This window comes from Neisseriales bacterium (assembly GCA_016699915.1).
Lineage (GTDB): Bacteria > Pseudomonadota > Gammaproteobacteria > Burkholderiales > Q3-R57-64 > Q3-R57-64.
Genome location: CP064990.1, coordinates 827,332 through 853,537, shown reverse-complemented (window position 1 = coordinate 853,537; position 26,206 = coordinate 827,332). Strand labels below are relative to the sequence as shown.

The following is a 26,206-nucleotide window of genomic DNA, read 5'->3' as shown; positions in this document are numbered from 1 at the left end:
AATGATCATTATGTTCATACTGTTATGAGTCGTTCCACCTTCTTTCTTGGTCAAAACTTTATCACGCATGTCATGGATAAAGCGATCAAGAACCAACCAAACCTTAAGATTGTTACCCGTTTCCCACCAGAGCCAAATGGCTATTTACATATTGGCCATGTGAAATCAATTTTATTGAATTTTGGATTGGCTGACTACTATCAGGGGGAATGCTATTTACGCTTTGATGATACTAATCCAGAAAAAGAATCTGATGACTTTGTGCGCGCAATTCAAGAAGATGTGCAATGGCTAGGTTGTCAGTGGTCTAAAACGGTATTTTTTGCATCTGACTATTTTGAGTGGATGTATCAAGCTGCTCAAGCACTGATTCGAGCAGGTTTTGCCTATGTCGATGAACAAAACCAAGACCAAATAAGAATTTATCGCGGTACCCTAACTGAACCGGGGGTAAATTCACCTTACCGAGACCGACCGATTGAAGAGAACATGCAACTATTTATTGCGATGCGCAAAGGAGATTACGAAGAAGGAAAAATGGTTCTGCGTGCTAAAGTTGACATGGCTTCACCCAATATTAATATGCGCGACCCGGTTATCTATCGTATTCGGTATCTTACACATCATCGCACGGGTGATGCTTGGTGTGTTTATCCTATGTATACCTTTGCGCATCCGTTAGAGGACGCAAAAGAGCAAGTGACACATTCTATTTGTACTTTGGAATTTGAAGATCAACGTCCGTTTTACGATTGGTTACTGAATCGCCTTGTGGATATTGGTTTTTTAAAGCTGCCTCTGCTGCCGCATCAGTATGAGTTTTCTCGCCTTGAGATGTGCCATACAATTACTTCCAAACGTTTTTTGGGTAAATTGGTACAAGAAGGGGTAGTTAGTGGTTGGGATGATCCGCGTATGCCGACTGTGTCTGGTATGCGACGCAGAGGCTATTTACCAAGCGGACTGAAGCAGTTCATCGCACGCGTTGGGATTACTAAATCTGCTAATGTCATTGCTATGGATGTTTTAGAGGGTACGATACGTGATGACCTTGAAATGCGAGTTCCTCGTATCATGGCAGTATTGCGTCCGTTACGCGTAGTATTAACCAATTATCAAGCTCAGGTTAGCCAAAATCGTTGTGCTGCTTTTCATCCTCAAAATACCGATTTTGGTGAGCGTGTCATACCACTTGCCCAAGAAATTTTTATTGAGCAAGACGATTTTGCAGAAGTACCCCCCATAGGTTGGCAACGCTTAGTGTTAGGGGGAGAAGTACGTTTGCGTTATAGTTATGTAATACGTTGCAATGAAGTGATCAAAGATGATCAGGGACATATCATTGCGCTACATTGCTCTATTGATCACGACACATTAGGTAAAAGCCCGCTGGGGCGCAAGGTCAAAGGAGTGATCCACTGGATTGCTTGCCATCATGCGATCCCGGTACAAGTTCGGTTGTACAATCGATTACTGACTGTACCGCATCTCAATGCGGTTGATTATATGGAGTCAACGCATACTGCCCAACTTGCTACGCTAGTTGATCCGATGCAAAACATTAATGGGTGGGTTGAGCCTGTTGTGGCAAACTGGCAACCCGAGACAAAATGTCAATTTGAGCGCTTAGGTTATTTTGTGACAGATCGCTTTGACCATCAGCCCAATAAAACGATTGTTTTTAATCGTACTGTATCTTTAAAAGATACTTGGCAAAAACTTTAATTGTACTTTCTTGACGACAAGTACCTAAATCATGCTGACCCTCTTTAATACACTGACTAAACAAAAGGAAGTATTTGTACCAATTCAGGGTAATGTCGTTCGTATGTATGTATGTGGTGTGACGGTTTACGATTATTGCCATATTGGCCATGCTCGTATGTTAGTTGCTTTTGATGTGATTTATCGTTGGTTGATGGCTTTAGGTTACGATGTCACTTATGTGCGCAACATCACCGATATTGATGACAAAATTATTCAGCGTGCTATGACACAAAACGAATCAATGACTGTTTTAACAGAACGTTTTACACAAGCCATGCACGAAGATTGTAATCAGTTGGGGTTACTGCAACCTAATATTGAACCCCACGCAACAGAACATATTGATAACATGATTACGTTGATCCAAGAGCTTATTGCTCATGGACTTGCTTATGTGACGACTAATGGGGATGTGTGTTATGACATTGAAAAGTTTTTACCATACGGTCAATTATCTGGCAAGACACCTATGATGCTTCAGACGGAGTCTCGGATTGGAGAAGATGAGACAAAGCGCCACGTTGGGGATTTTGTGTTATGGAAAAAATCCAAAGCAGGTGAGCCGTATTGGCAAAGTCCATGGGGACTCGGCCGGCCGGGCTGGCATATTGAATGCTCAGCGATGAGTTTACGTTACTTAGGTGGTCAGTTTGATATTCATGGTGGTGGCTCAGATTTACAGTTTCCACATCATGAAAATGAAATTGCGCAAAGTGAGGGTATTGCAAAGCGACCGCAAGGCCAACGATGGGTTAATTATTGGTTACATAACGGCTTTGTAAATATCAATCACCAAAAAATGTCAAAGAGTTTGGATAATTTTATAACGATTCGCCAAGTTTTAAAGCGTGTAAACGGGGAAGTGTTACGGTTTCTTATCGTGCGCAGTCATTATCGCAGCATGATTCACTACAGCTCATCGATCCTTGAAGATGCAAAACAGTCTTTGGCAAAGCTCTATATGCCCTTACGCTATATAAGGCAAATGACCATACCAGAACCAGTGGATTGGTCAAAAAGCTATCCGGCACGTTTTAAAGCAGCTATGAATGACGATTTTAACACAGCAGAGGCGGTTGCTATTTTATTTGAAATGGCGCATATCCTCAATCGCACTCAAGACCCCATATTTGCGAGTGAATTCAGAGCACTTGCTAATATTTTGGGGCTCTTAACAGGATCGCCTGAAGCGTTTTTTCAAGATACCAGCACTACGGCTTCGACATATACGAAGAGCGATATTGAGACCATGATTAGTCAGCGAAACGCTGCACGCATCGCAAAAGACTGGACAAAGGCTGATATGATTCGCAAAGCATTATTTGAGCAGGGTATTGTATTAGAGGATGATCTATCAGGTCGAACGAAGTGGCGTCGCATGTAACTTCTTCTGGATAGGCTTGCGAAATTAATGATGGGTTTATGCTACAATAAGCCATAGTTCTTTTGACAAACCGACCGAATTTGGCTCCTGTTAGGAATAGTATATGAAGAAGGATATTCATCCTGAGTATTTTGATCTATCAGTTACTTGTTCATGTGGCAATAAATTTGCTACGCGTTCCACTATGGACAAGGGAAAATTGCATTTAGAGGTTTGCTCAAAATGCCATCCTTTTTATACGGGTAAGCAAAAAATTGTTGACACAGCAGGACGGGTTGATAAGTTTCAACAAAAATATGGTGATCTACAACGTTTCCGTCCTAAAAATAGTGAATGAAACTGATCGTTTTAATTTTTTCTTATTTGTCTTAAGAGTTTTGTGATACGCCTAGTAAGCGATGTGGGAAAATGGCCAGTCAAAGCAAAAAATACTCTGCAAAAGAAATTAATACCTATACCCATGCCGGAAAAACGCGCACTAATAATCCGCCAGTTGGTTTGGTCACTCCGGATACTGATAAAGATACTGGTAAAAAAACTTACCAATATGATCCACATTTTGATCCATCTCTACAATGGGCTGGCAAGTCTGAACATGTTAGTTTTGATGTATCAACTGTTTCGTTGCATATTCATGAACGTATTGATCCAAGGACAATTATTCAATCAGTGCGACGAGTAAAATCTAATGGTAAAGAGGATAGTCAGCCAGATCTTTTTGGTAGTTAGATTGATCAAACTAAACCTATTCGTGAAGCAATTGAGTTTTATCAACATAAAAATAATTGGTCCAATCGTTTAATTGCGGGCGATAGTTTGCTCGTGATGAATAGCCTCTTAGAAAAAGAGGGTATGGCTTCTCAGGTACAAATGGTTTATATAGATCCACCCTATGGAATTACCTATGGCTCTAACTTCCAACCATTTTTTAATAAGAAAGAGGTTCAAGATGGGAAGGATGATGATCTAACAGCAGAGCCAGAAACAATTAAAGCGTTTCGGGATACATGGGAGTTGGGCATCCATTCCTACCTCACTTACATGAGGGATCGCCTGTTGTTGGCGCGTGATTTACTAACGGACAGCGGTAGTTGTTTTGTCCAGATTAGCGATAAAAATCTGCATCACATTCGGGAGCTGATGGATGAAGTATTGGGAGCTCAGAATTTTGTGGCAATTATTCCTTTTCGCAAAAAAACAGGACCACTTGGCGCTAAATATCTTGAATGCATGCATGATTTCTTATTATGGTATGCCAAAGATAAAAAAATTCTAAAATACCGGCAACTTTATGTTTCGCAAGATACTGAAGGGGATAGCAGTTGGAGCTGGATAGAGATTCAAGATGGCTCAAGAAGAAAGATGACCCGAGAGGAAATTGCTAATTACCAATGTTTACCAAAAGATTCGAGAATTTTTCAATTAGTTTCATTGAGCCCACTCATTCCAACGGTGAGAATTACATTTATCCTGTTGAATTCCAAGGAAGCATTTACAAACCAAAAAAGGGGACATCATGGGTTACTAAACTTGAAGGTATGCAAAAACTAATCCAACAAAATAGGATTTATGCAACTAACGAAAAAAGTATTCGTTACATTTATTTTTTGGATGATTTTGGTTTTAAAGATCTGGTAAGTTTTTGGGACGACACGGCTGGTGCTAGAAATAAAACCTATGTTGTGCAGACTGCAGAAAAGGTATTAGAGAGATGTATCTTGGCTAGTACTGATCCAGGCGATCTTATTTTGGATCCTACTTGCGGTTCTGGGACAACTGCAGTTGTAGCAGAGCGTTTTGGTCGTAGATGGATTACTTGTGATACTTCTAGGGTTGCTATAAATATTGCAAAGCAAAGGCTAGCTACTCAGATCTTTGATTATTTCTCTTTGGCAGAAAAGGGAGAAGGAGTGTCCAGTGGATTTTTATATCAAAGGACAGAAAAAATCACTATGGGATCAATTATTGGCGAAGAACCTCCCGAGATAGTGACTTTTGTTGATAGGCCAATTAAAGACAATACTAAGATCCGTGTTACAGGCCCATTTACCGTCGAAGCTGTTCCTGCCCCTATTGTAAAACGCATTGATGAAGAAGATTTAAATATTTCTGAAAGGGTGGACATATATGCTACTCGAACGCCAGAAACCATCCGTCAGTACGATTGGCAAGACGAACTCTTAAAGACGGGTATTCGTGGTAAATTCGGTCAAAAAATTGAGTTTGCATATATTGAAACTCTTGCTGCTTGCCATTATCTACACGCTGACGCAGAAACAAAATCTGAATTTCCTGAACGTGCAGTTATAGTATTTGGTCCAGATCATGCACCGCTTGAACAATGTCAGGTAAGTTTAGCGATTGGCGAAGCACAAGATCTGATCCCAAAACCTACTTTGATTATTTTTGCTGCTTTTCAGTTTGATCCAGAAGCTGCCAAGGGTATTGATGAAGCCAAGTGGCCTAATACATAGCTTCTTAAAGTTCAGATGAATCCAGATTTGTTAACTAGCGATCTTAAAAAAGCGCATTCTAGCAGTGGAAGCTTTTGGTTGATTGGTCAGCCGGATGTTATTAGTAAATTTGGTAAAAGTGGCAAATGGTAAATTGAAGTCAAAGGTTTTGATTATTTTAATGTCCAGACAGGTCAAATTGAATCGGGTGGTACCGATAAAATTGCTTTATGGATGCTGGATACTGATTATGATGGACACAGTTTATTTCCTAGACAGTTGTTTTTCCCAATGTCCGATAAGATGGATGGTTGGACGAAGTTAGCCAAAAATCTCAAAGGGGAAATTGATGAGGAATTGATTAAATCATATTCTGGAATTACTTCTTTACCATTTGAAATTGGAATTTATCGACGAGCAGCCGTTAAAATTGTGGATGACAGAGGTATTGAAAGTCTCAAAATTATCCATTTAGTTTCCTAGGAAGATCTATGGTTGGCACGCGATCTATCGATCAACTTATCATCAATTCCCCATATGAAGAGCCGAAGAAGTTTTGACAGTATGATAGCCATTCTTGCAATTTTCGTTTAATTAATGGAGAGCGTCGCTCGGCAGGATATACTGTAGCTTCACATAACTCAAAATCTTTAGATGATCCGGGACGATTTATTGAAATACCACTCGTTAATGAGATACGCAAAAGAGTGTCAAAGTGGCGAGAAAAAAATTATCCAGGTGTTACTGGAGCAACAAAAAAATTACTTCAGCATTGGCATGCTGGGACAATAAGGGATACACCATTCTTTTTTTGCCAATTGGAAGCGATTGAAACGCTTATCTGGATTACTGAAGCTCCTGAAGCAGATCGAGTCGGGATCAACATCAAAAATGATGGGGGTGATTTCAATAGATTCTGTGCAAAGATGGCAACGGGTACTGGAAAAACCGTTGTCATGGGTATGCTTATTGCTTGGCAGATTATTAACAAGGTACTCTACCCTAAAGATGTGCGTTTTTCTAGGTATATTTTGATCATTGCGCCCAGTTTGACAGTGAAAGAGAGATTGAGTGTACTTTGTCCAGGTAAGAGAAGTAATTATTTTGTGATTTTTGATATCGTGCCAGCCTCAATGAGGGAACAGTTATTTCAAGGGAGGATATTAATTCATAATTGGCATGTCCTAGCGTGGGATTCGGGCGAGAAACTTGCCAAAAAAAGTTCTGTTGATAAACGTGGCGTAAAAAGTGACGAAGCATATACTAAAGAAGTGTGTGCGGAGTTTGGTCATGCAAAAAATATTATAGTCATTAATGATGAAGCTCATCATGCTTGGAGAGTGCCGCCAAAAATAAAAAAGGGCACAGCAGCAAAAGAAGCTGAACAAGCTACTATTTGGATAGGTGGTCTGGATCGCATCCATCGTGCACGTGGCATTTTAAGATGTTTTGATTTTTCCGCAACGCCTTTTGTTCCATCTATCAAATAAAATATTGAGGAAGCCCTTTTTGAATGGATTGTAAGTGACTTTAGTTTAAATGATGCAATTGAATCAGGTTTGGTGAAGACATCACGCATTGTGGTGCGAGATGGCGTAATTCCTAATTTGGAGCTCTTTAAATCCAAGCTTTATCACCTTTATATGAACGACGATGTAAAGGATAATTTAAATCGCTCAAATATCAAACCGCATGATCCTTTGCCTGAACTAGTAATTAACGCATATTTATTGCTAGGCGAAGATTGGCGTTTGACAAAAATAAGATGGGATAAAATTGGTCATAAAGTACCGCCCGTAATGATTACAGTGACTAATCGCACAGAAACAGCTGAGCGCATTGAATATGTTTTTGAGCATAATAAGATACCTATTCCTCAATTATGTGATAGCCGTAAAATACTCAGAATTGACTCCAAAATTTTAAGTGAAGCGGAATCTGTTGGTGATACTGCTCAAATTGTTGAACAGGATGCTAATACGAAAAAACAGACTTTAAAAGAAAGAGCGGAATTGTTACGAAGAAAAGTAAATACTGTCGGACAGGTTGGAGAGCCTGGAGGGGAGATTCAGCATGTTATATCTGTTGCTATGTTGTCTGAGGGATGGGATGCGAGAACAGTAACACATATTATGGGATTAAGAGCTTTTTCAAGCCAGTTATTGTGTGAACAAGTTGTGGGTCGCGGCCTTCGCAGAACAGCTTATGAAATTAACAAGGAGACCAATTTATATAATCCTGAGCATGTGAATATTTTTGGCATTCCTTTTACCTTTCTTCCTCACGAATCAGCAGATATTTCTGTTTTGAAACCTACAGAGCCCAAGACAAAAATTGCTGTTTGCCAAGAACGCTCTGATTGTGAAATTAAATGGCCTAATATCGCGCGGATTAATTACCACTACAAGCCTCACTTAAGTGTTGATATAAACAAAGTTGATTTATTTACGGTTAATGTTACAGATGCAATGTTTTCTGCGGAATTGGCTGATATGGTTGGTGGTCAAGCAAATTTAGCAATGCTTTCTAATATCAATTTGGAAAAGTTAGCACAACTGCAGAGGATGCAAACTATTATTTTTCAAATATCACTTGATATTTATGAAAAAATGAATCCTAGCTGGAATGGTAACAAAATAATGCTTGTGTCACAGATTGTGCGTATTGCTGAGCAATTTTTATTGTCTGAAAAAATTAGAATTCGACCTATTGACTGGCAGCAAGATGTGCTTAAAAAGCAACTAGCTTTGACTTTCAAAATGGGCGAAATTGTTGAGCATATTTGGCAATTTATTAAATATGAAAATAAAGAGCGAATTGACATTATTTTTACAGATTCTAATAGATCAATAGGGTCAACTAAAGATATGCAGACTTGGTACACAGCCAAACCATGTAAAGAAACGAAAAAATCTCATATTAATGCTTGTGTTTCTGACAGTGGTTGGGAATTGAATGCTGCCTGTGTTTTAGATGAACATCCTAGCGTAATATCTTGGGTAAAAAACGATCACCTAGGTTTTGAAATCTCTTATATTTATCAAGGTATTACAAGAAAATATCGACCGGATTTCATTGTAAAAAGATCAGATAATTTGCATATTATTCTTGAAATAAAAGGCAAAGATTCGGAGGAAGTTAGAGCCAAACAGAGCGCTGCAGAGGAATGGACAAAGGCGGTAAATAGCCATGGTGGTTTTGGTATGTGGTGTTATGAGCTTATTTTTGAACCGCGGGAAGTCAAAAATCGCATTGATAAAGCAAAATCAGTTTGTTAAGCCTAAATAGATTACAGCAAGCTATCAATAACCTGTTGGTGTGGGCGTGCCAGCACAATACGCTGGACAAGGAATCCACGTTCACTTGCTATGGATGAGCCAACTTCAACCGCAGTATTAATGCTCGAAATATCGCCTGTTAAAACCACATAGCTTTTACCGCCAATACCAAAAGCTAAATGCATGCGAATCGGCTCAACTTGAGCAGTCTTGACAGCCATATCAGCTGCTTCAATTGTTGCTGCCACGCTATAGGTTTCAATCACGCCAATGGCCTCTACTTTTTCAATGACTTTCCCACCACCAATAGCGGGCAGAATCGAAGGGTGAATATTCGGTATAACGAAGTGATCAACCATGGTCTCGGGCGTCAATCTTAATACAGCTTCAACTGATTGTTTGACATTTGAGATATTACCACCAATTAAGACAATATATTTTCCTGGACAGATAGTTTTGGCAACCAAAATGGTGACATCAGCCGTTTTGGCCATTATGTCAGATGCCTCAATGCCTTTGGCGATACTGTTTGATTCTATAAGACCGATTGCGTGATGGTTGGCCATGATTTTTCCAAACTAAACTTGCTGAATACGGATAGTGTGACGGGTGACTTCATCAACAATGCCCGTGATACTTGCGTGGATGGGTACACCTAATTTATCTTCTGGTACTTCGGCAATGCATTGTTTTTGCAAGACTTTATCCCCTTTTTTAACGATCGGGATAGCTGGTGTACCGATATGTTGGCTCAAATTGAGCGTTACAGTATCAGGCTGATACACACTATTAATCAGCGGCGCTGGATGGTTATAAGGCTCAATAGCCAGTCTTGCGATGAGGCGAGAAGTTGGCAATAAGCGGTATTCTGTCATCGGATCCATATTACGCAATTCACCGTCGTAGTGTCCTCCTTCAGCGCGGAATTTAGCCTTCAATAGCCGATTAATTCGCATTGGCGAAATATCAACAGGACAAGACCACGCTTCACAAATGTTGCATTCTGAGCAAGTCAATGCTGACAAGAGGATTGATGGGGCGGCAATATCGCTGTAATTCACTGCACGGACAATCAAGTGAGGCGGTAATTCATGGCCAATGATATGACGTGGACAAAGCTCTGTGCATAAACAGCACTGCTCGCAGGTTGTTTTGGCAATACGCAGCTGTGCTTCAATCGGCTGGCGATGACGACGAATGATGATATGGTCTTCTGGCAGAGCAATAATACCGCCCGTTGTTTTGGTGACGGAATCTGTTAAATTATTGATTAATTTACCCATCATCGGACCACCCTCTACATAGGCGGCGCTACCAACACTAACCCCTCCTGCCATCTTGATCATGTCGGCAAAAGCCGTGCCGATTGGTACCGTAACTGTTATCGGGTGAGTCACAGCACCGCTAACGGTTACGGTACGAAAAATAACAGGTTCTGCTTCATCTACAGCACGAGCGACATTAATCAATGTTTGAGGGTTATTTACAACGACTCCAACATCCAGCGGTAACTTAGCAGGTGGTACGCGTCGACCCGTCGCCATCCAAATGGTAATTACTTCATCGCCAGCAGGATAAATATCTTTGAGAATATGAATCCGCATAGTAGAGTGTAGTAGTGGTGTAATGGCTGCAATGGCATCAGTATACTTACTCTTGATCGCAACAACGCCTTCCGTTGCTCCCGTTGCTTGCATACCTAGTTCTAGGCCACGGATCAGCTGTTTTGCATGGGCAACCATAAGTTGTTGATCAACTTTGAGCAGAGGTTCACACTCAGCAGCGTTGACCAAAAAAATATCAGCTTTAGCACCAAACTTAACATAAGTTGGAAATCCAGCACCGCCCGCACCAACAACTCCGGCCGCTCGCAGCTTTCTTTGGATATCCGTGTAGATCATCAAATCGCCTCTATTGCAAGCGGATAGAATTTTTCTCCCTTTTGAATCAAACGCCCTGCTTTAACCCACATCATCAATTTTGCCCGAATCGCTTGGGTTTTCTGATTCGTAAACTGTTGTCTGATTTGCTTAATCGTCTTGCCTTTTGGTGCTGCCATCACCAAAGCCAAAATAGGATCAAGCGATTTTTCTACCTCAAGAGGTTTGGGTGATGTACCTTTAGTTATCAGCTGCGGTTTAGCGATTGCTTGACCTATGGCTGAAGCAGGCAAGGTTGATATAGCAGGTTTTGTACAGGTCTGACCAGTTGAGATGAGGGTATTTAAAACACCATCCTCATCCAATCGACCAATCACATGATGACTAAGAACTTTGCCGACTTGTTTGGCTGCAGCAAGCCCAGCGCTTACTGCAGCACGACAAGCTGCTAAATCGCCAGAGACTACGATGGTTAGCATGCCTGGCCGGACTTCATGCGTTGACAAAAGCACGACGTTAGCACTTTTTAGCATGGCATCTGCGGCACTAACCGCTGTAGTAAAACCCTGTACTTCCAAAAAGCCTAGTGCATCCATGGGATGAACCTCTAGCATTTAATTGGACTACGACCTATCTCTGTTACAGCTTCTGCAAAGGCATTACAGGCCGCCTTACAAGACGCTTGACTCCCTGTCAAAAAAGCTCCCGAATAGTTGGTTTCGGACGGTGGTGGAATATAAGTGGCTAACTTTACTTCGGCAGCTTTGATGGCTGCGTCAATACCGTAAGTGGCTTCCAAAGGTGGGGCGATTAAATAAGCAAGTGGTGCACCTAATTCTACTCCCGCTGCTTTGGATAAATAGCTGCCTGTGCTGGAAATTAAGTGCGCTAAGAAGGCAGCACTTTGTTTATCATCAGCCCATTGGAAGGCAGGACCCGATTCAATCGTTGCAATCATTGAGTCTAATCCAGCTCTGACTTCAGCGGGATTCGGTCCGCCAAGCATGATAATGACTTCACCCGATGAAGGAGAGGGAGAATGGCTTGCGCCCGCATAGAGGGAGCGACCATAAATGACCTCAACTTGCGCTTGTTTCGTGGCTTCATCAGCAGCGATGTATGTGACATCATCGGAATCGGCTGTAATCAATCCCAAGCTATTGATATGTCTTGGCATTTCCAATTTTGCTTTTAGATCAGGGTGGACGGATGCGATCAAGCGAACAGCACAAACGCTCGGTTGAATTCTGTCTAATGTTGGCATGATATGTAGCTCCTCGTTAGCGATTTAAAGCAATGCCGGATGCTTTTTTCTCCAGCATTAACTTAGCCAAGTCAACAATCACCGCGGCTGCCTCAACAGGAGGGGTGCCGCCTTGATGGATGTTCGAAATACAAGTGCGATCTGCTTCCACAGTGTTTACCGTGGGCTGGTAGATCATGTAACAGGATAAACTTTCAGACTGTCCTAAGCCAGGTCGTTCGCCGACTAATAAAATCACGACCTCAGCACCTAATAATTCGCCGATGTGATCCTCTATTTTAACGCGCCCGTAGCGTACGAAGAAAGGTGTACCAAGCTTGAGACCAGCGTTTTCAAGCCCCTTGATTAAAGGCGGTAAAATTTCATCTAAATTAGCGGTAATCGCATCGGTTGATAAACCGTCGGAAACCACAATTTGTACTTGAGGAGAGGGTTTACATTGCGATTTGATGACCTCAATCGCTTCTTTGGAAAGGCGACGACCTAAATCTGGGCGCGTCAAGTAAAGGTCTTTAGTCGTGATTTCACTTTGTACTTCTAGCAGATTTGCTTTGGCTACCCACTCTGAAGGAATTTCTTTTAGCACGGTGTCTTTAGATCGCGAGTGATCCGCCAAAAAGCGTAACAGCGATGTGGTGCGTGGTCTAGGACCTGTTCTGCCTGAAGCAACCCTAGCAGCGGTATTTTTACGCAACTCTTTAAGTGCTTCCCCGTTTTTGGGGTGCTGCACACCAATATAGTTACGCTGAAAAGCATCGCCACCCAAGTCATCCAAAGCCTCTTCCTGATCAACTGCTACTTTATTTGCTGATAAGGATGGCGTAGGCTTGTTGCCTTCGATTTGTTGTATCACTGAGCGGACGATACTGTCAATTTGATTTTGATCCATTTTTTCTAACCTCACTCAAAAGAATAACGAAGCATCGCCAGCCAATGGCGCAAGCCGACCATCTTGCATGATGCCCATTTTTTCTAACCATTTTTCAAATTCGGGCGATGGGCGTAAATTTAACAATTGACGCAATGTTGCTGTATCGTGAAAGGCAGAAGTTTGGTAGTTGAGCATGATATCGTCACCCATTGGCATACCCATGATGTAGTTGCATCCTGCAGCAGCCAATAAAATCATTAGATTCTCATTAGAATTTTGATTCGCATCAGCATGGTTTGTGTAGCAGGTGTCACAGCCCATTGAGATGCCCGACAATTTGCCCATGAAGTGGTCTTCTAATCCAGCTCGCGTGATCTGGCGATCGTTGTAAAGGTATTCAGGACCGATAAAACCCACGACGGTATTGACGATAAAGGGGTCGTAATGACGAGCTAATCCGTAGTTCCTCGCTTCCATCGTCATCTGATCGGTTCCATAGTGTGCATCAGCTGATAGAGCTGAACCTTGTCCCGTTTCAAAATACATGCAGTTGGAACCTGCTAATCGATTATGTGTGTGACCAACTGCTAAAGCTTCGTCCAAAAGCTCGATGGTAACGCCAAACTCTTTTAATCCTTTTTCGCTTCCACAGATACTTTGAAAAATTAATCCGCCCGGCGCGCCTTGACGAATCGCTTCAATCTGCGTGGAGACATGCGCAAGCACACAAGGTTGTGTGGGAATGGCAAATTTATCAATTACTTCTTGTAATGCGAAAAGAATCCGTTTGACATTTTCAACATTATCCGTGACAGGGTTAACACCAATGACAGCATCGCCGACGCCGTATGATAAACCTTCATAAATTTGTGAAAGAATACTGGCAATATCATCTCGCGTGTCATTTGGTTGAAGGCGTGCCGAGAAAGTGCCAGGCAATCCAATAGTTGTATTCGCGCGCTTGACCACAGGCATCTTTTTAGCGCCGTATATCAAGTCAGCATTGGAGCAAATTTTGGCAACTGCTGCCACCACTTCTGATGTGAGACCTTTACGGACAAAATCAATATCAGCAATCGTGGTATTGTCTGACAAAATATATTCACGTAACTCGCTAACGGTCCAATTTTTGACATGTTGATAGGCTGTTTCATTAATGTCGTCTTGGATGATACGAGTCACGCAGTCTTCTTCATAGGGAATAACAGGATTTTCACGTATGTCACCGACAGTAATCTCAGACAATACATGCTTTGCAGCAACTCGTTCTTGGGAATTTTGTGCTGCAACACCCGCTAATACATCACCTGACCTTGCGTCTCCTGCTTTGGCTAGGATAACTTTTAAATCATTAAACTGGTAACTTTGTCCAAACAAATGGGTTGCTGTTTTCATAACAACTCCTCATAACACTAACCTTACGATGGAAAGGCTAATGATTTGATGGTTAACGGGATGGTTGAGCCATTAAAAAATGGCTGACCAATATCAATATAATCTCCACTTTGTGTTTTAACTTCGTCAATAATAGCAAGTTCCCGTTGTTGCATATGGGGTTGTAGTTCCATGCCTAGCACCTTTCCTATGTCCTGTTGCGCAACAACAATTAGCGGTAATGTGTTTTTGCTTTGTACTTGGCTGAATAATTGCAGTGCTTGAACGACCATTTTAACATCCTGATACCGAACAGGTAAGTCAGCAGGTAATGCCAAGGCGAAAAAATCTGTATCCATAACAATATCTGCGCGCTTAATTGCCATTATCCACTCTTCTGCTAATTTTTGTGCAGTTAAATGATGCCAAGCAGTATGGGTGTGCACAACGGGTACGTTGCGTATCGGCAACTGCTTGGCGCTTATCCAAACCGTGCTGCCAGATAAAGATAAGGTATAGGCTCCAGCACCAATGACCGTTGCGTGGATCGTTTGTTTAGGCTTACGCACAGGTAACATAGCCATATGTGGATGCTGACGTAGCTTATTGGCTAAAATAGGACCAATATCTCCAAAGCTAAAATTCGCTGAAGCGATTGTTGGGTGATAAAAACATTCCCCAACACCACCAGAAATGAAGACAGCATCATAATGATGATCGGCGCGTAGCGAATCGGTCATCAATAGTTGTTTAGCATAGGTTGAGGAATTGCCTTGTGATACCTCAATAATTAAAGCAGCCATATGTTTGACGAGGGTATCAAGTTGTGTGGCATCAAGCGTCAAAGCGTCAACTGAAGTACCGAATAGGGCTTCGCATAATTTTCTGGCGGGTGCGTAACATTTTTGGATATGACCAACCTTATTTGTTTCAATCAAATGACCGCCTACATTCAAACAGGCTGTATCAATAACACGTCCTGCCTCGAAAACAACGTAATTGGTGGTGCCGCCACCAATATCAATATTAAGGACACGGCAATTTTCAGCTTGAGAATATGCATAAGCTCCCGAACCTTTGCCCGCAATAACAGACTCTAAATGTGCGCCTGCCGTTGCAACAACAAAATTGCCGAGTGTGGCTGCAAGCTGCATAATCGTTTCTCGAGCATTTTTGGTTTTAGACGTTTCACCCGTGATGATAATAGCGCCTGACTCAACTTGTTTGATCGTCAATCCAGCTGCGGGATATTGCGCCAAGATAAATTGATTTAGTGCTTGTTGATTGACTTTACCGGATTCATCAATGGGTGTAAAAATCACCGGGCTGACATATACAATGTCTCGTTCAGCAAATTCATAGTGGGGCACGCGCGAAGCGGGCGCACGATTAACGAGCACCAGCTTCGAGAAGATCATCTGTGTGGTGGTTGTACCGATGTCAATGCCCACACTATGAATTAAACGAGTACTCATTTGCTCTATCTAAAAGTTAGGCCTTCGTGGCTTTGGTTACTTTTTTTAGTGTTTTTTTGGCTTTAGGAGCCTTTTTTACCGTGGCTTTTTTAATTTTAGTTCCTTTTTTAGGAGCCTTAGCCGTTACTTTTTTGGTTGTTTTGGGCAACACAACCTTAACAACCGTAGATTTAGGGGCAATAGACATAGCAAATAACACTGCTGTTACGCCACCGACTAGCTTTCCAACAATCATCGGAAAGATCATTGGTGCTGCAACCGCTGCTGTGAAGCCTAAGTGATCCCCAAAGGTAAAGGCTGCTGACACACAAAAGGCAATATTTAATACTTTGCCACGATCATCCATTTTGCTGAGCATGCCGAACATTGGAATGTTGTTGGCCAAAGATGCAACCATGCCTGCTGCTGCAGCATCATTCATTCGAAGCAGTGACCCAATTTTTGATAAAGGTTTTTTAAACCAGCGGGTTAAAAGATATACCATGGGGTAAGCACCCAAAAGCATACAGGCAATCTTTCCAATGATCTCGATAGCACGTAGCACGCTACCAGGTATATCACCACCAATCATGAATATAGGGTCTAAACCTGGCACAACGATAATTTTGTTATCTACCAATACCGCTGCAACCAAGCCGATAGTAATAATGCCAACCAAAAATTTAGCAAACCATTGAAAACCACTAATCATTTTCTCAGGGATGACTTTTAGTCCAATGGCAATTAATCCTGAAATGATAGCAACAGGAATCATGTTGTTTAAGATCAAAGGCCAAGTAAAGACAACGGGCTGACCATTAATCACGACACCAGATTGCATAGCAACCATGCCTCCGGCAATGCAACCTAGAGGAATAGTCACGATACCTGCCAAAACGCCGATAGCAAGGAAACGTCGGTCAGACTGGTTAATGATTCCCAAGCCTACTGGGATCGAAAATACGATGGTGGGACCCATCATTGCGCCGAGTATAACGCCTGAATACATCCATGCGGCAACATCACCATTAGCGAGTTTTTCGGCAAGTTGGAAGCCACCCATGTCAATGGCAAGCAAAGTGGTTGCAAACATCGCCGGGTTAGCCCCTAAAGCTTCATAAACTGGTTGAATAAAGGAGCCCAGCCAATTAGCCAAAATAGGTGCAATGGCAATAACTCCGACCATAGCCAAGCCCAAAGCACCCATTGCCATGAAGCCTTCTTCAAACTGTTTACCTGCACCACCGATTAGTTTGCCAATAAAACCTAAGCCAAATTTGCTCAGCACCTGCTCGATGCCACCAAATTGATCAAAAATTCTATCAATTGCTGCGATGACCATGAAGGCCATCATAATTTGCACGATAATAGTGTTAACCTGTTCCATACTTTCTCTCCAAATTGACAATGTTAACGGTGCAGTGCATGTTGATACACTGCCATAATTTGCTCTTTTGAAACGGTTCGCGGATTCGTGGTCAAACAAATATCAGTCAAGGCTTGTTCTGCAAAGGTCAGAAAATCATCCGTATTTCCTCCTGCCATTGATAAATTTGTCGGCAACATGACGGCTGCTATTAAGTTTTGTACAGCAGCGATTACATCTTCTGAGGGCATAATTTTGTGGCAAAGCGCAAGACCAATTTCTGTAAACGTTTGCTTACAGACTAATTGATTAAAATGCATAGCGGAGGGTAGCATGATCGCATTAGCAATACCGTGTGGCAGGTTATATTTCGGTCCAATTTGATGGGCTAACGCATGGCATAACCCAAGTCCCGCGTTGGAAAATGCAATACCAGCCATATATGAAGCTAACGCCATGGATTCCCGAGCCGCTAAGTTTTCGCCTTGTCCAACCGCAATTGGCAGGGCACGACCAATTTCAACAATCGCTTGGTAGGCTAAAGCACGTGTTAATGGCGTAGATTGGGTAGCTACATAAGCCTCAATAGCATGCGTGAGTGCATCAATGCCTGTTGCGGCGGTAAAGTAAGGTGGGACACGTAAAGTCAATCCAGGATCAATCAGAGCCAAATCAGGCAGCATATCGGGGTGAACAATGACATGCTTGACATGATCCGTAGAATCCTTGATGACAGTGACATTGGTGGCTTCAGATCCTGTACCTGCTGTGGTAGGTATGGCAATGAGCATCATGCGATGATGATGGATGTGATGATTTGCTGATAAATCAGCGATACACATTGCGGGATTGGCAGCAAGTATCGCAACAACTTTAGCGGTATCTAATGCCGAACCGCCACCGATAGCGACCATACCGTTACAGCCTGATGCAATACATTCTCTAGCAGCTGCCTCGCAGGGTGTACTTTCTGGCTCTCCTAAAGCATGTACATAACGAGTATGCGCAATATTGTATTGCTCTAAGGCACGCCACATCGCCTCAGCTAAACCTAATTGGTGTACAATTTCATCAATCACAACAAAAACCTTGGTGATGCCACAGGCGGCTAATACTTTGCCAGTGTTGGCTGCTGCACCGACACCGATATAGGTGTCACGTGGGGCATGAAAACCTTTAGTTGATTGCAGATTTAACAGATCCAGTGCTTGATATAAGGCACGGCTTAGCGTTTTTTCTGTTGTTGTATCAAGGGCATAGGCTGGGTGTACTTGGGTATTCATTGCTATGCCTCTTGATGATAGGCTGCAATGGCCATGGGCGTTAAGAATATCGGGTAACTAGGCAGCAATACAGACAAATCTGGAAAAGCTAACTGGAAAAGTTTGGCTACGCCAGCCAGGCTACAGGAGCCACCAGAAAGGTATAGGGCATCAACAACATATCCCTTAAGGTGCGTGCGCACTATATCAGCCATTTTTTCAAAGACGGGCTCAACAACAGGCCACATTTCTTCGCCCCGGTTAATTTTTAGAGCCTCGGCTTCTTCTAAACTGATCCCTAAGTGCCCAGCAATGGTAAGGCTGACATGATGACCACCTGTTGGTTCATCGCCCGAATAAACTACTTTTTTGTTTTTCAGGACTGCAATACCCGTTGTGCCACCGCCAATATCAACGACTGCTGCATTTCTCAGATCTAAAAGCGCTGCTACTGCAGATGGCTCATCAACCACTGCCGAAATGTGGAGTCCAGCAGCTTCTAATACATTGACCGAAATACGCGGGTCGGTGCCTGGCGGAAAAGAGGTATTAGCGGCCTCAAAAGCCTTGCCCAGCTTATTTTGTAAGCTATCAAGTTGGTGACGAACAATGTTTACAGCGCCATGAAAATTCAAGACTACTCCATCGCGTACAACGTCTGCCCATTGCATCAATACAGCTACAGGTTGATTATTTGAATCTAGAACAACACTCATGATGTTACTCGTGCCTAAGTCAATTCCTAGACAGAGTTTGCCGCTTGGCGTCACAACGCTAAGATCATTGACGATAAGAGATGCTTTGTCCAGTTGTTGAGTCAACCAATTTGGTACGGATATAGACATCTATGCACAAGACTCCGATGAATTATGTTACCCGAAAATGATCAACTAAAACACAGCGACGCAATCGCACAAAAGTGCGAGCCGAAGAAACCCCTTCTCCTGTTGGGGTGGAGATGGTCATTGAAGTCCAGCCCTCTCCCCCAAAACCGAGTCCGGCTAGACAGGGACCATTTTTAACAAAAATACTCGTATTAATTTCGTTGGCCATGCGATCTAAGTGATCGATATTTTTGGAATGCATTGATGCGGTGTGACGATGACCATTTTCCAATTGAACAGCCAAATCAATTGCTTGGTCGGCATGATCAACACGAATAATCGGTAAAATAGGCATCATCTGTTCGCTGACTGCAAAAGGATTGTCAGGACTCGTTTCGGCAAATAACAGCCTAGTATCGTCTGGGATCGTTAGCCCGATGGCGCGGGCAATTTTTGCTGCATCACGCCCTACCCAGTCTCGGTTAACTGATCCAGCGCCGTGTGCATCAATGTCTGTTAGCAAGATGTCTTGCAATGCCTGGAGTTGGTCAGCAGAAAGCTCCACCGCCCGATGTTTTGTCATTTCTGCTTTTAAGGCATCGCAGACAGCTGAGACAACAATGGCTTCTTTTTCATCAACACAGACAATATTATTATCAAAAGAGGCTCCCCATACAATATCCTGGGCTGCCTTAACGATATCAGCGCTCTCATCGACTACTACAGGTGGATTGCCTGCACCCGCTGCAATGAGGCGTTTATCCGTAGTTTTACGTGCAGCACGAACAACTGCTTCACCGCCCGTGACCACTAAAAGACGAATACCGGGATACCGAAATAATTGCTGAGCAACTTCAATATTCGGTTCTGCAACCGTGACGATTGTATTTTTTGGTCCACCTGCAGCGACAATTGCTTCGTTTAGTCGGGTCACAGTATGTTGAGAGACTTTTTTTGCGGCAGGGTGGGGCGCAAAGACAACTGTATTGCCTGAGGCAATCATGCTAATAGCATTATTGATAATCGTTGCAGCGGGATTTGTGGAGGGCGTTACCGATGCGATGACGCCCCATGCTGCATTTTCGATCAAAGTAAGACCATGGTCTCCTGCGATGACGGCGGGTGACAAACACTCAATACCTGGCGTCAGCTTGGCTTGGGAGATATTTTTGGTGACTTTATCTTCTACACGACCCATCCCTGTCTCAGAGACCGCCATTTGAGCTAGCTCAAGTGCATAGTGTTGACCCGTTTGGCGGATTGCTTCAATAACCAAAGCTCGCATTGAACGCGTACCTAACTGGCGTTGAGCGAGCATTGCTTCTGCTACGGCATCGTCTAAACGGTTAAAAATACCTGCTGGTAATGACGATACCGAAGACATGACGGTGGTAGGCTTTCCCTTCATGGTTTCGACTACCGTCCGCACAATCTTTTCAATATCCTGTGCATCTAAAGCCATGATGGCTCTCCCGATTCTTCGCGATGGCGTATCACACTTGGGCAATCTGGATGACGCCCTACTTTTATTTGTGATAGACCACCTTATTATTTAGTACTACTTCATCAACGATACCAATGACGCTCATGTCAACGGGTGCTTCAAACTGGGTTATTTTTCGGGCAGAACTGCCCTCGACAACGAGTACCCACTCACCATTTCCTGCCCCAATATGATCGGCCGCTACCTGTACTTCACCTTTTTGTTTGCCTTTGGTATCGATTTCATCCACTAGGAGCAAACGACCTTGGTCAAATCCCTTACATTTGACTGTCGCAACAAGCTGTCCAACAACAACTGCAAGCTTCATAGGCACCTCATCCTAATATCCAAGGTCTAGTCGCAACTGACAAAAAAGCTGCGACAACAAATGCTGCAAAAACACATCTATGCTTCAAGCAAAGCAGCGTAGCGCAATCATTACTCTATTTTATTGCCTGGTAATTTAATGGGAAACATTTCTTCCAAGTCACCATGCGGGCGAGGAATGACGTGGACAGAAACTAACTCGCCAATACGCTGTGCTGCAGCGGCACCAGCATCAGTTGCGGCTTTGCAAGCGGCCACATCGCCACGCACCATCGCCGTTACAAGTCCACCCCCAATTTGTTTGACGCCAACTAATTTGACGCGAGCAGCTTTAACCATTGCATCTGAGGCTTCAATCAACGCAACCAGCCCTTTGGTTTCAATCATGCCTAGTGCTTCCATGTGACTTCTCCGTAAGTAAATAAACAACTAAAAATTTAAGAACACAAACCAATCAGCAATTCTTTTTACTGGTTAATACTGTTTCCCTAGACTGCTGTGTGGTAAGCATTTTAATAGCAACTAATGTCGTTTGGATAATATCCTCAATACTACAGCCACGCGACAAATCATGCATAGCGTATTTTAATCCCTGGCTAATAGGACCAATAGCCGAATAATGGGCAAGATATTGTGTGATTTTATAACCAATATTACCGGAAGCTAAATCGGGAAATACCAGTACATTAGCTGCACCATTGAGTACACTATGCGGTATCTTTCTTGCTGCAATGTCAGGCTCCAACGCTGCATCAAGTTGCAACTCTCCTTCGATTAATAAATCTGGAGCACGTGATTTAACCAGGCGAGTAGCGGCTTGTACGGTATCAACGGAAGGGTGTTTGGCACTGCCTTGCGTTGAAAAGGACAGCATCGCTACACGAGGCGTCTCGCCCGTAAAACTGGCAAAGCTATCAGCAGCGGCTAGAGCAATATCGGCTAACTGCTCAGTCGTTGGTGCAGGAACCACAGCACAATCCGCAAAACCGAGTATTTTTTCGCTATCAGGTGCAATCATGAAAAAGATGGATGAAATTGTGCGCATGCCTGTTTGTAAACCCACGATCTTGATAGCAGCCCTTAAAAAATCGGCTGTCGAAGATAAATTACCACCAATACAAATGTCTGTCTTACCCTGTGTGAGCATCATAGCACCGAACCACAACGGGTCAGCAAGCTGCGCCTTGATCACTTCGGGCGTCGCATCGGGTGACAAAGGTGCGTATTGGGCAACAAACTGATCTAGTAGGGGAGAATGCGCAGGGTCAATGACGGTGAGTGCGTCAAGTTTGATGTGGTTTTGGTGACAATAGTTGCGCAACTCAAAAGGGTTAGCAAGGAGAATAGGGATGGCGTAGCCTTGTTCCAGTAAATGATGGGCAGCATACAGCACCCGTTTATCTAATGCATCTGGAAACACCACATGTTTGGGCGATTTTTTAGCACAGAACGCCACCTGCTCAATGAGCTTAATCATGGTCGGTTTTCCACTGTTTGCGCTCTACAAGCAATACAATCAGCATCATAACATAAATTGCACTGCTTAAACGATTCAGGCCTGCCATGATATCAGGTCTTATCACGCTGAAATCTTGTGCAATATAAATATCTGCTGCACACAACTCAGCCTCACGAACCATTGTACGTAGTATGTTGAGTCTTGCGACCTGCTTACCATGTGAGGCCTCGGGCAATAAATGGTCGTGCCCAAGGTATTTGAGTGGTTGATGTGAAATGGCATGTAGCATTTGTTCATCCCATTTTCCCATGCTAACAGGAGGCATGGCTTCGCCTGTTACTTCGGCACGCAGCACGTTACCTAAGGCAGAGCGGAGATCAGATAAATAATGGGTCAATACCAAAGCATGACAGCTGACCTCAAATTCGGTTTGAATCCATACAGCGTAAGCAATCGCAGAATCTAGTTTGCCTCGTAACTTAAGCCTTGCGTCATTTTTAGCAACTAAGTCGCGTTCATTAAGATGGGTGAGTGTATCGGGTTTTTTAGTGACTGCTTGATGACACACGATGCATTGTCCTACTTGCCAGCCTTCTTTACCGGTAAGGGGATTGACTTGTTGTCGTGTTGGCACTCCCATAGCGGTTTCCTGCTCAAAAAAGGTACGCCCTGCTTTATCTACATACTTGATGCGAATGTTACGTGTTTCTAACAGTTCTCTAGCTGAAGGGGTAAGCAAGGATTCAGTAGGTAACTGTACTTCTGTGCCTTCTGCAAGCCCAAACTTTTCTCGTAACCAAGTTTCTGTAATGTAGGTACTACTCATCGCGCTTCATCCTCTAGCAATCCTGCCAATTGGCAGGATGAGCTACATAGAAGAAACGAACAGCGGTTGGGGAGCCAAATTCGATAGCGGATCCCTTAGGGATAAAAAGGACGTCTCCTGCTTTGCCCACGATTGTTTTATTTTCATGACGGATATGTAGCTCGCCTTCCAACACCAAATCAATCTCATCGTAATTCAATGTCCAAGGGAAGAAGCAATTTTCCCAAGCCATAAAACCTCCTGCCATCGGACTGTTGTCTTCAGCGGTAATAACATCTGCAATACCCACTTGATTTGTCGTACCTGCACCGTCAAAAATACCCATTTGAACTGTTTTGGCATCAACATGCTTAATATGTTGGGGTATTTTTGGCAAGGTGCTTTGCTTATCTGATGCGCTAATGGGAGCGGTTGCAACCGTTTTTTGGATCAGCTGGTTAAGGAGTTGCTCATCCCATGATTTGCTAGCTGGTAATTGCGCTAAAATAGCTTGACGAATGGTTGCAAGATCGCTACCAGGTATGGTGAATTTAGTTGCCTGTGCAGAAGCGGTGCCTAGCGATTGCGACGTACGCTGCGTCGTGACTGTCTCAATAATCTTTAAGCCGACTTGTGCGGCAACAAGACGCGCTTCAGGGGTAACGATGCATTCTGGCAGCGATACTTCAATGGTCGTGTGACCCGCTGCTTTTTCTTGCTGAACGGTATTTGCAGTAATGAGGCGTTTCATAGATCCTGCCTTTTTCAATTGAGTATTTAAAATTGATGAACTTGTCTTAATTACCTATTATCAGTGGTGCTGGCCATAGTTTCTTTTTATGGAGTAGCTGGCTTGATGTGCAAAAACTGGCGTAGAGCGAGTATGCTATTTTCATCTTGAAAGCTGACACGAAAGATAGGTTCGCCAAAACCATTTTTCCGCAACATTGCTTCTATCTCATCAAGCCTTGTATCTAGTAAATCAACCTTGCTGATGACTGCCACATGATGTTTGTTAGGATATACAAATAAAAGTCCTGGCGGGCTACGAAATTCCAACTGATCGCTAGGATGTACATAAACTATTGTATCAATATCTGAAGCTGTTTGAATAAAAGCATGATACATACGAGGAATATTGATGAATTCACCTGGCGAGTCAATGTTGCCATCGTACTCAAACTCAATTGATTGTGTTTTGCGCACTTTATCCAATCGACCATAAAGCGCCTTAAATAAAGTTGTTTTACCGCTTCCAACAGGACCTACAAGCATGAAGGTTTGAGCATCAGCGCGTGTCATTTTAGGTTCTCGTTAAAGGGCAAACGGTGTAGCCCAATAGGCTTTCTAAAATTCGGGTGACTTGTTGCAGTGCTTCATCAACAGCCCCAACTGAACCATAAAAAACAAGTGCACCGCTAAAACGATCTAAAAAACCAATGCAAACATCGGCTGATTTAACAGCAACATCCCCTGCAATCATAGCTGTTTCACCAGGCGTTAAGGTCATGATGCCAATGGCTTCAGCTCCTGGTACACCAATTTTCTTCGCTAGATCTTCCGTGGGGTGAGCAATTAAATGGGCAAGCGTAACCTGTTTGCCGGGGACAAATTCTTGGATGACGCGTTCTTTATCAGTAGGATCCATCCTTACTTTCCGTCAAGAAAATGACACAATCATCACTCAGTTGCAAGATACGCAGATTTACCACTAAAAGTCAACAGATTTATAGTAACTTGTTTGGCGGAATAACCTTGTACAACTAGAGTAGGTAAGCGATAAGTTAAAGAGAGACTAAAACTGAGTTGCCAGTTTAATCAGTTGGCGCTTGAGTGGTGCGATATGGTTGATGCGGTTCAGTACGCTATGACAAAAACGCGATAAGCCAGTAGGCGATGTACCAAAGAGGCGATATAACCCATCACAGGTGTAATGCATCGCTTTAACAGGAAGCAAGCGACGATTTGAAAAGTGACGCAGTAGGGTTAAGTTCCCTGGATCTGTTGCGCACGATAAACTGTAAACAAGTTGTTGCACATCACGAAGCCCGATATTGACACCTTGACCCGCGAGCGGATGAATCAGGTGAGCTGCATCGCCAATTAAAACGATCCGATCGGCAACTGTTGTGATTAATTTGATCGCATAAAGTGGAAAGGCTTGTTGATCTGTGATGGTTCGTAAAGTGCCTAGTTGATGCTTGCCTGTTTTGGCAACAACTTGAGCAAGTGCTTGGCGATCTAAACGAAGTAGGGTATGGGCGTCAGGCGTGCACCATACCATCGAGAAGCGTCGTCCGGGCAAGGGAAGCCAAGCGAGTATATCAGTCCCAAAAAACCACTGCCTTGCTATACCTTGATGAGGGGTTTCACAGGCAAAATTTGCGACGATAGCAGTTTGTTGGTAGTCATCTGTTTGATAAGGGAGCGCACTTTGTTTTCTTACCCAAGAATTTGCTCCATCGGCACCAATGAGTAATTGAGTGGTTAGTATCTGACCGTTATACAGCGTTAAAAAGCCTTTCTGCTGTGTAACATGGTATGCGATAGGCTTTGTTTTTGTGAATAACGTTACGGAGGATTGGATGAGCTGATCCCATAATAACGACAGTATCCTGCGTTGCTCAATAACCCAAGCTAAAGCCTCTATATCGGCTTCTTTGGCCGATAAATCAAGTTGCCCGCCTTCTGATGTCATAATTTGCATGGTATGGATGGTGCCTATACGACGATGGCTTGGCCAGGCGTTTAATGACTGCAAAAACAGGCGGTTGATGGGGCTAATAGCAAATATCCGCGCATCCCACTGTTCATTGGGTAAAGCAGTTCTATCAGGTGTTGCTGATTCAATCAATGCGACTCGAAAACCGAGTCTAGTAAGAGCCAAGGCGGCACTTGTGCCGACCAATCCTCCACCATTAATGATGATATCAAATTGATGTTGATCCATAGTTT

The 26,206-nt window shown here is 43.1% G+C and carries 24 protein-coding genes and 2 pseudogenes; 7 read left to right on the top strand and 19 right to left on the bottom strand.

Going from position 1 to position 26,206, the window contains the following annotated elements:
- The first annotated feature begins 24 nt into the window (after nt 1-24).
- The 7 genes and pseudogenes from IPK86_04140 to IPK86_04110 all read left to right on the top strand — a co-directional run bounded on the left by IPK86_04140 (nt 25) and on the right by IPK86_04110 (nt 8,882).
- Nucleotides 25-1,725, top strand: coding sequence for a glutamine--tRNA ligase/YqeY domain fusion protein (locus IPK86_04140; GenBank protein QQS16603.1), 1,701 nt, complete (start codon nt 25-27; stop codon nt 1,723-1,725).
- 31 nt (nt 1,726-1,756) lie between these two features.
- Nucleotides 1,757-3,151 carry a cysteine--tRNA ligase gene (locus IPK86_04135; GenBank protein ID QQS16602.1) on the top strand — a complete coding sequence of 465 codons (1,395 nt, stop codon included), beginning with the start codon at nt 1,757-1,759 and terminating at the stop codon, nt 3,149-3,151.
- A gap of 103 nt (nt 3,152-3,254) precedes the next feature.
- Complete coding sequence (rpmE, locus tag IPK86_04130; protein QQS16601.1) at nt 3,255-3,488, top strand: 50S ribosomal protein L31; 234 nt, start codon at nt 3,255-3,257, stop codon at nt 3,486-3,488.
- A gap of 71 nt (nt 3,489-3,559) precedes the next feature.
- A pseudogene (locus tag IPK86_04125) lies at nt 3,560-4,702 on the top strand (hypothetical protein).
- Complete coding sequence (locus tag IPK86_04120) at nt 4,690-5,625, top strand: site-specific DNA-methyltransferase (protein ID QQS17080.1); 936 nt, start codon at nt 4,690-4,692, stop codon at nt 5,623-5,625. Before IPK86_04125 ends, IPK86_04120 begins: the two are co-directional and overlap by 13 nt.
- Nucleotides 5,626-5,838: 213 nt before the next feature.
- Nucleotides 5,839-6,087 carry a hypothetical protein gene (locus IPK86_04115; GenBank protein ID QQS17079.1) on the top strand — a complete coding sequence of 83 codons (249 nt, stop codon included), beginning with the start codon at nt 5,839-5,841 and terminating at the stop codon, nt 6,085-6,087.
- 8 nt (nt 6,088-6,095) lie between these two features.
- A pseudogene (locus tag IPK86_04110) lies at nt 6,096-8,882 on the top strand (DEAD/DEAH box helicase family protein).
- An 11-nt stretch (nt 8,883-8,893) separates the two neighbouring features.
- Here IPK86_04110 and IPK86_04105 read toward each other — a convergent pair.
- The 19 genes from IPK86_04105 to IPK86_04015 all read right to left on the bottom strand — a co-directional run bounded on the left by IPK86_04105 (nt 8,894) and on the right by IPK86_04015 (nt 26,201).
- Complete coding sequence (locus IPK86_04105) at nt 8,894-9,448, bottom strand: BMC domain-containing protein (GenBank protein QQS16600.1); 555 nt, start codon at nt 9,446-9,448, stop codon at nt 8,894-8,896.
- 12 nt (nt 9,449-9,460) lie between these two features.
- Nucleotides 9,461-10,813, bottom strand: coding sequence for an SLBB domain-containing protein (locus tag IPK86_04100; protein QQS17073.1), 1,353 nt, complete (start codon nt 10,811-10,813; stop codon nt 9,461-9,463).
- Nucleotides 10,783-11,358: a BMC domain-containing protein gene (locus IPK86_04095; protein ID QQS16599.1), complete on the bottom strand. Its 576-nt coding sequence runs from the start codon at nt 11,356-11,358 to the stop codon at nt 10,783-10,785. Before IPK86_04095 ends, IPK86_04100 begins: the two co-directional genes overlap by 31 nt.
- 11 nt (nt 11,359-11,369) lie before the next feature.
- The gene (gene eutL / locus IPK86_04090) at nt 11,370-12,026 is read right to left on the bottom strand and encodes an ethanolamine utilization microcompartment protein EutL (GenBank protein ID QQS16598.1); all 657 of its coding nucleotides are present in this window, start codon (nt 12,024-12,026) and stop codon (nt 11,370-11,372) included.
- A 16-nt stretch (nt 12,027-12,042) separates the two neighbouring features.
- Nucleotides 12,043-12,915, bottom strand: a complete 873-nt coding sequence (eutC, locus tag IPK86_04085) for an ethanolamine ammonia-lyase subunit EutC (protein QQS16597.1) — start codon at nt 12,913-12,915, stop codon at nt 12,043-12,045.
- A 15-nt stretch (nt 12,916-12,930) separates the two neighbouring features.
- Entirely contained in the window at nt 12,931-14,292 is a 1,362-nt protein-coding gene (locus tag IPK86_04080; protein QQS16596.1) for an ethanolamine ammonia-lyase subunit EutB, read from the bottom strand.
- Nucleotides 14,293-14,315: 23 nt separating this feature from the next.
- Nucleotides 14,316-15,746 (bottom strand): ethanolamine ammonia-lyase reactivating factor EutA, encoded by a 1,431-nt coding sequence (locus IPK86_04075; GenBank protein QQS16595.1) that lies wholly within the window; start codon nt 15,744-15,746, stop codon nt 14,316-14,318.
- A gap of 16 nt (nt 15,747-15,762) precedes the next feature.
- Nucleotides 15,763-17,112, bottom strand: a complete 1,350-nt coding sequence (gene eutH, locus IPK86_04070) for an ethanolamine utilization protein EutH (GenBank protein ID QQS16594.1) — start codon at nt 17,110-17,112, stop codon at nt 15,763-15,765.
- A 23-nt stretch (nt 17,113-17,135) separates the two neighbouring features.
- Nucleotides 17,136-18,374, bottom strand: coding sequence for an iron-containing alcohol dehydrogenase (locus IPK86_04065; GenBank protein ID QQS16593.1), 1,239 nt, complete (start codon nt 18,372-18,374; stop codon nt 17,136-17,138).
- A 2-nt stretch (nt 18,375-18,376) separates the two neighbouring features.
- Nucleotides 18,377-19,198, bottom strand: coding sequence for an ethanolamine utilization protein EutJ (gene eutJ, locus IPK86_04060; GenBank protein ID QQS16592.1), 822 nt, complete (start codon nt 19,196-19,198; stop codon nt 18,377-18,379).
- 22 nt (nt 19,199-19,220) lie between these two features.
- The gene (locus tag IPK86_04055) at nt 19,221-20,639 is read right to left on the bottom strand and encodes an aldehyde dehydrogenase EutE (protein ID QQS16591.1); all 1,419 of its coding nucleotides are present in this window, start codon (nt 20,637-20,639) and stop codon (nt 19,221-19,223) included.
- A gap of 64 nt (nt 20,640-20,703) precedes the next feature.
- Nucleotides 20,704-20,988, bottom strand: coding sequence for an ethanolamine utilization microcompartment protein EutN (locus IPK86_04050; GenBank protein ID QQS16590.1), 285 nt, complete (start codon nt 20,986-20,988; stop codon nt 20,704-20,706).
- A 110-nt stretch (nt 20,989-21,098) separates the two neighbouring features.
- Nucleotides 21,099-21,389, bottom strand: a complete 291-nt coding sequence (eutM, locus tag IPK86_04045; GenBank protein ID QQS16589.1) for an ethanolamine utilization microcompartment protein EutM — start codon at nt 21,387-21,389, stop codon at nt 21,099-21,101.
- 52 nt (nt 21,390-21,441) lie between these two features.
- A complete protein-coding gene (locus IPK86_04040) occupies nt 21,442-22,464 on the bottom strand; it encodes a phosphotransacetylase (GenBank protein QQS16588.1) in 1,023 nt (340 codons plus the stop codon).
- Nucleotides 22,457-23,272 (bottom strand): ethanolamine utilization cob(I)yrinic acid a,c-diamide adenosyltransferase EutT, encoded by an 816-nt coding sequence (gene eutT, locus IPK86_04035; GenBank protein ID QQS16587.1) that lies wholly within the window; start codon nt 23,270-23,272, stop codon nt 22,457-22,459. The genes IPK86_04040 and eutT overlap by 8 nt, the downstream gene beginning before the upstream one ends.
- A gap of 13 nt (nt 23,273-23,285) precedes the next feature.
- Nucleotides 23,286-24,002 (bottom strand): ethanolamine utilization acetate kinase EutQ, encoded by a 717-nt coding sequence (eutQ, locus tag IPK86_04030; GenBank protein ID QQS16586.1) that lies wholly within the window; start codon nt 24,000-24,002, stop codon nt 23,286-23,288.
- An 86-nt stretch (nt 24,003-24,088) separates the two neighbouring features.
- Nucleotides 24,089-24,553, bottom strand: coding sequence for an ethanolamine utilization protein EutP (locus IPK86_04025; protein QQS16585.1), 465 nt, complete (start codon nt 24,551-24,553; stop codon nt 24,089-24,091).
- A gap of 1 nt (nt 24,554) precedes the next feature.
- Nucleotides 24,555-24,899: an ethanolamine utilization microcompartment protein EutS gene (gene eutS, locus IPK86_04020; protein QQS16584.1), complete on the bottom strand. Its 345-nt coding sequence runs from the start codon at nt 24,897-24,899 to the stop codon at nt 24,555-24,557.
- 147 nt (nt 24,900-25,046) lie between these two features.
- A complete protein-coding gene (locus IPK86_04015) occupies nt 25,047-26,201 on the bottom strand; it encodes an FAD-dependent monooxygenase (protein ID QQS16583.1) in 1,155 nt (384 codons plus the stop codon).
- Between the last annotated feature and the right edge of the window lie 5 nt (nt 26,202-26,206).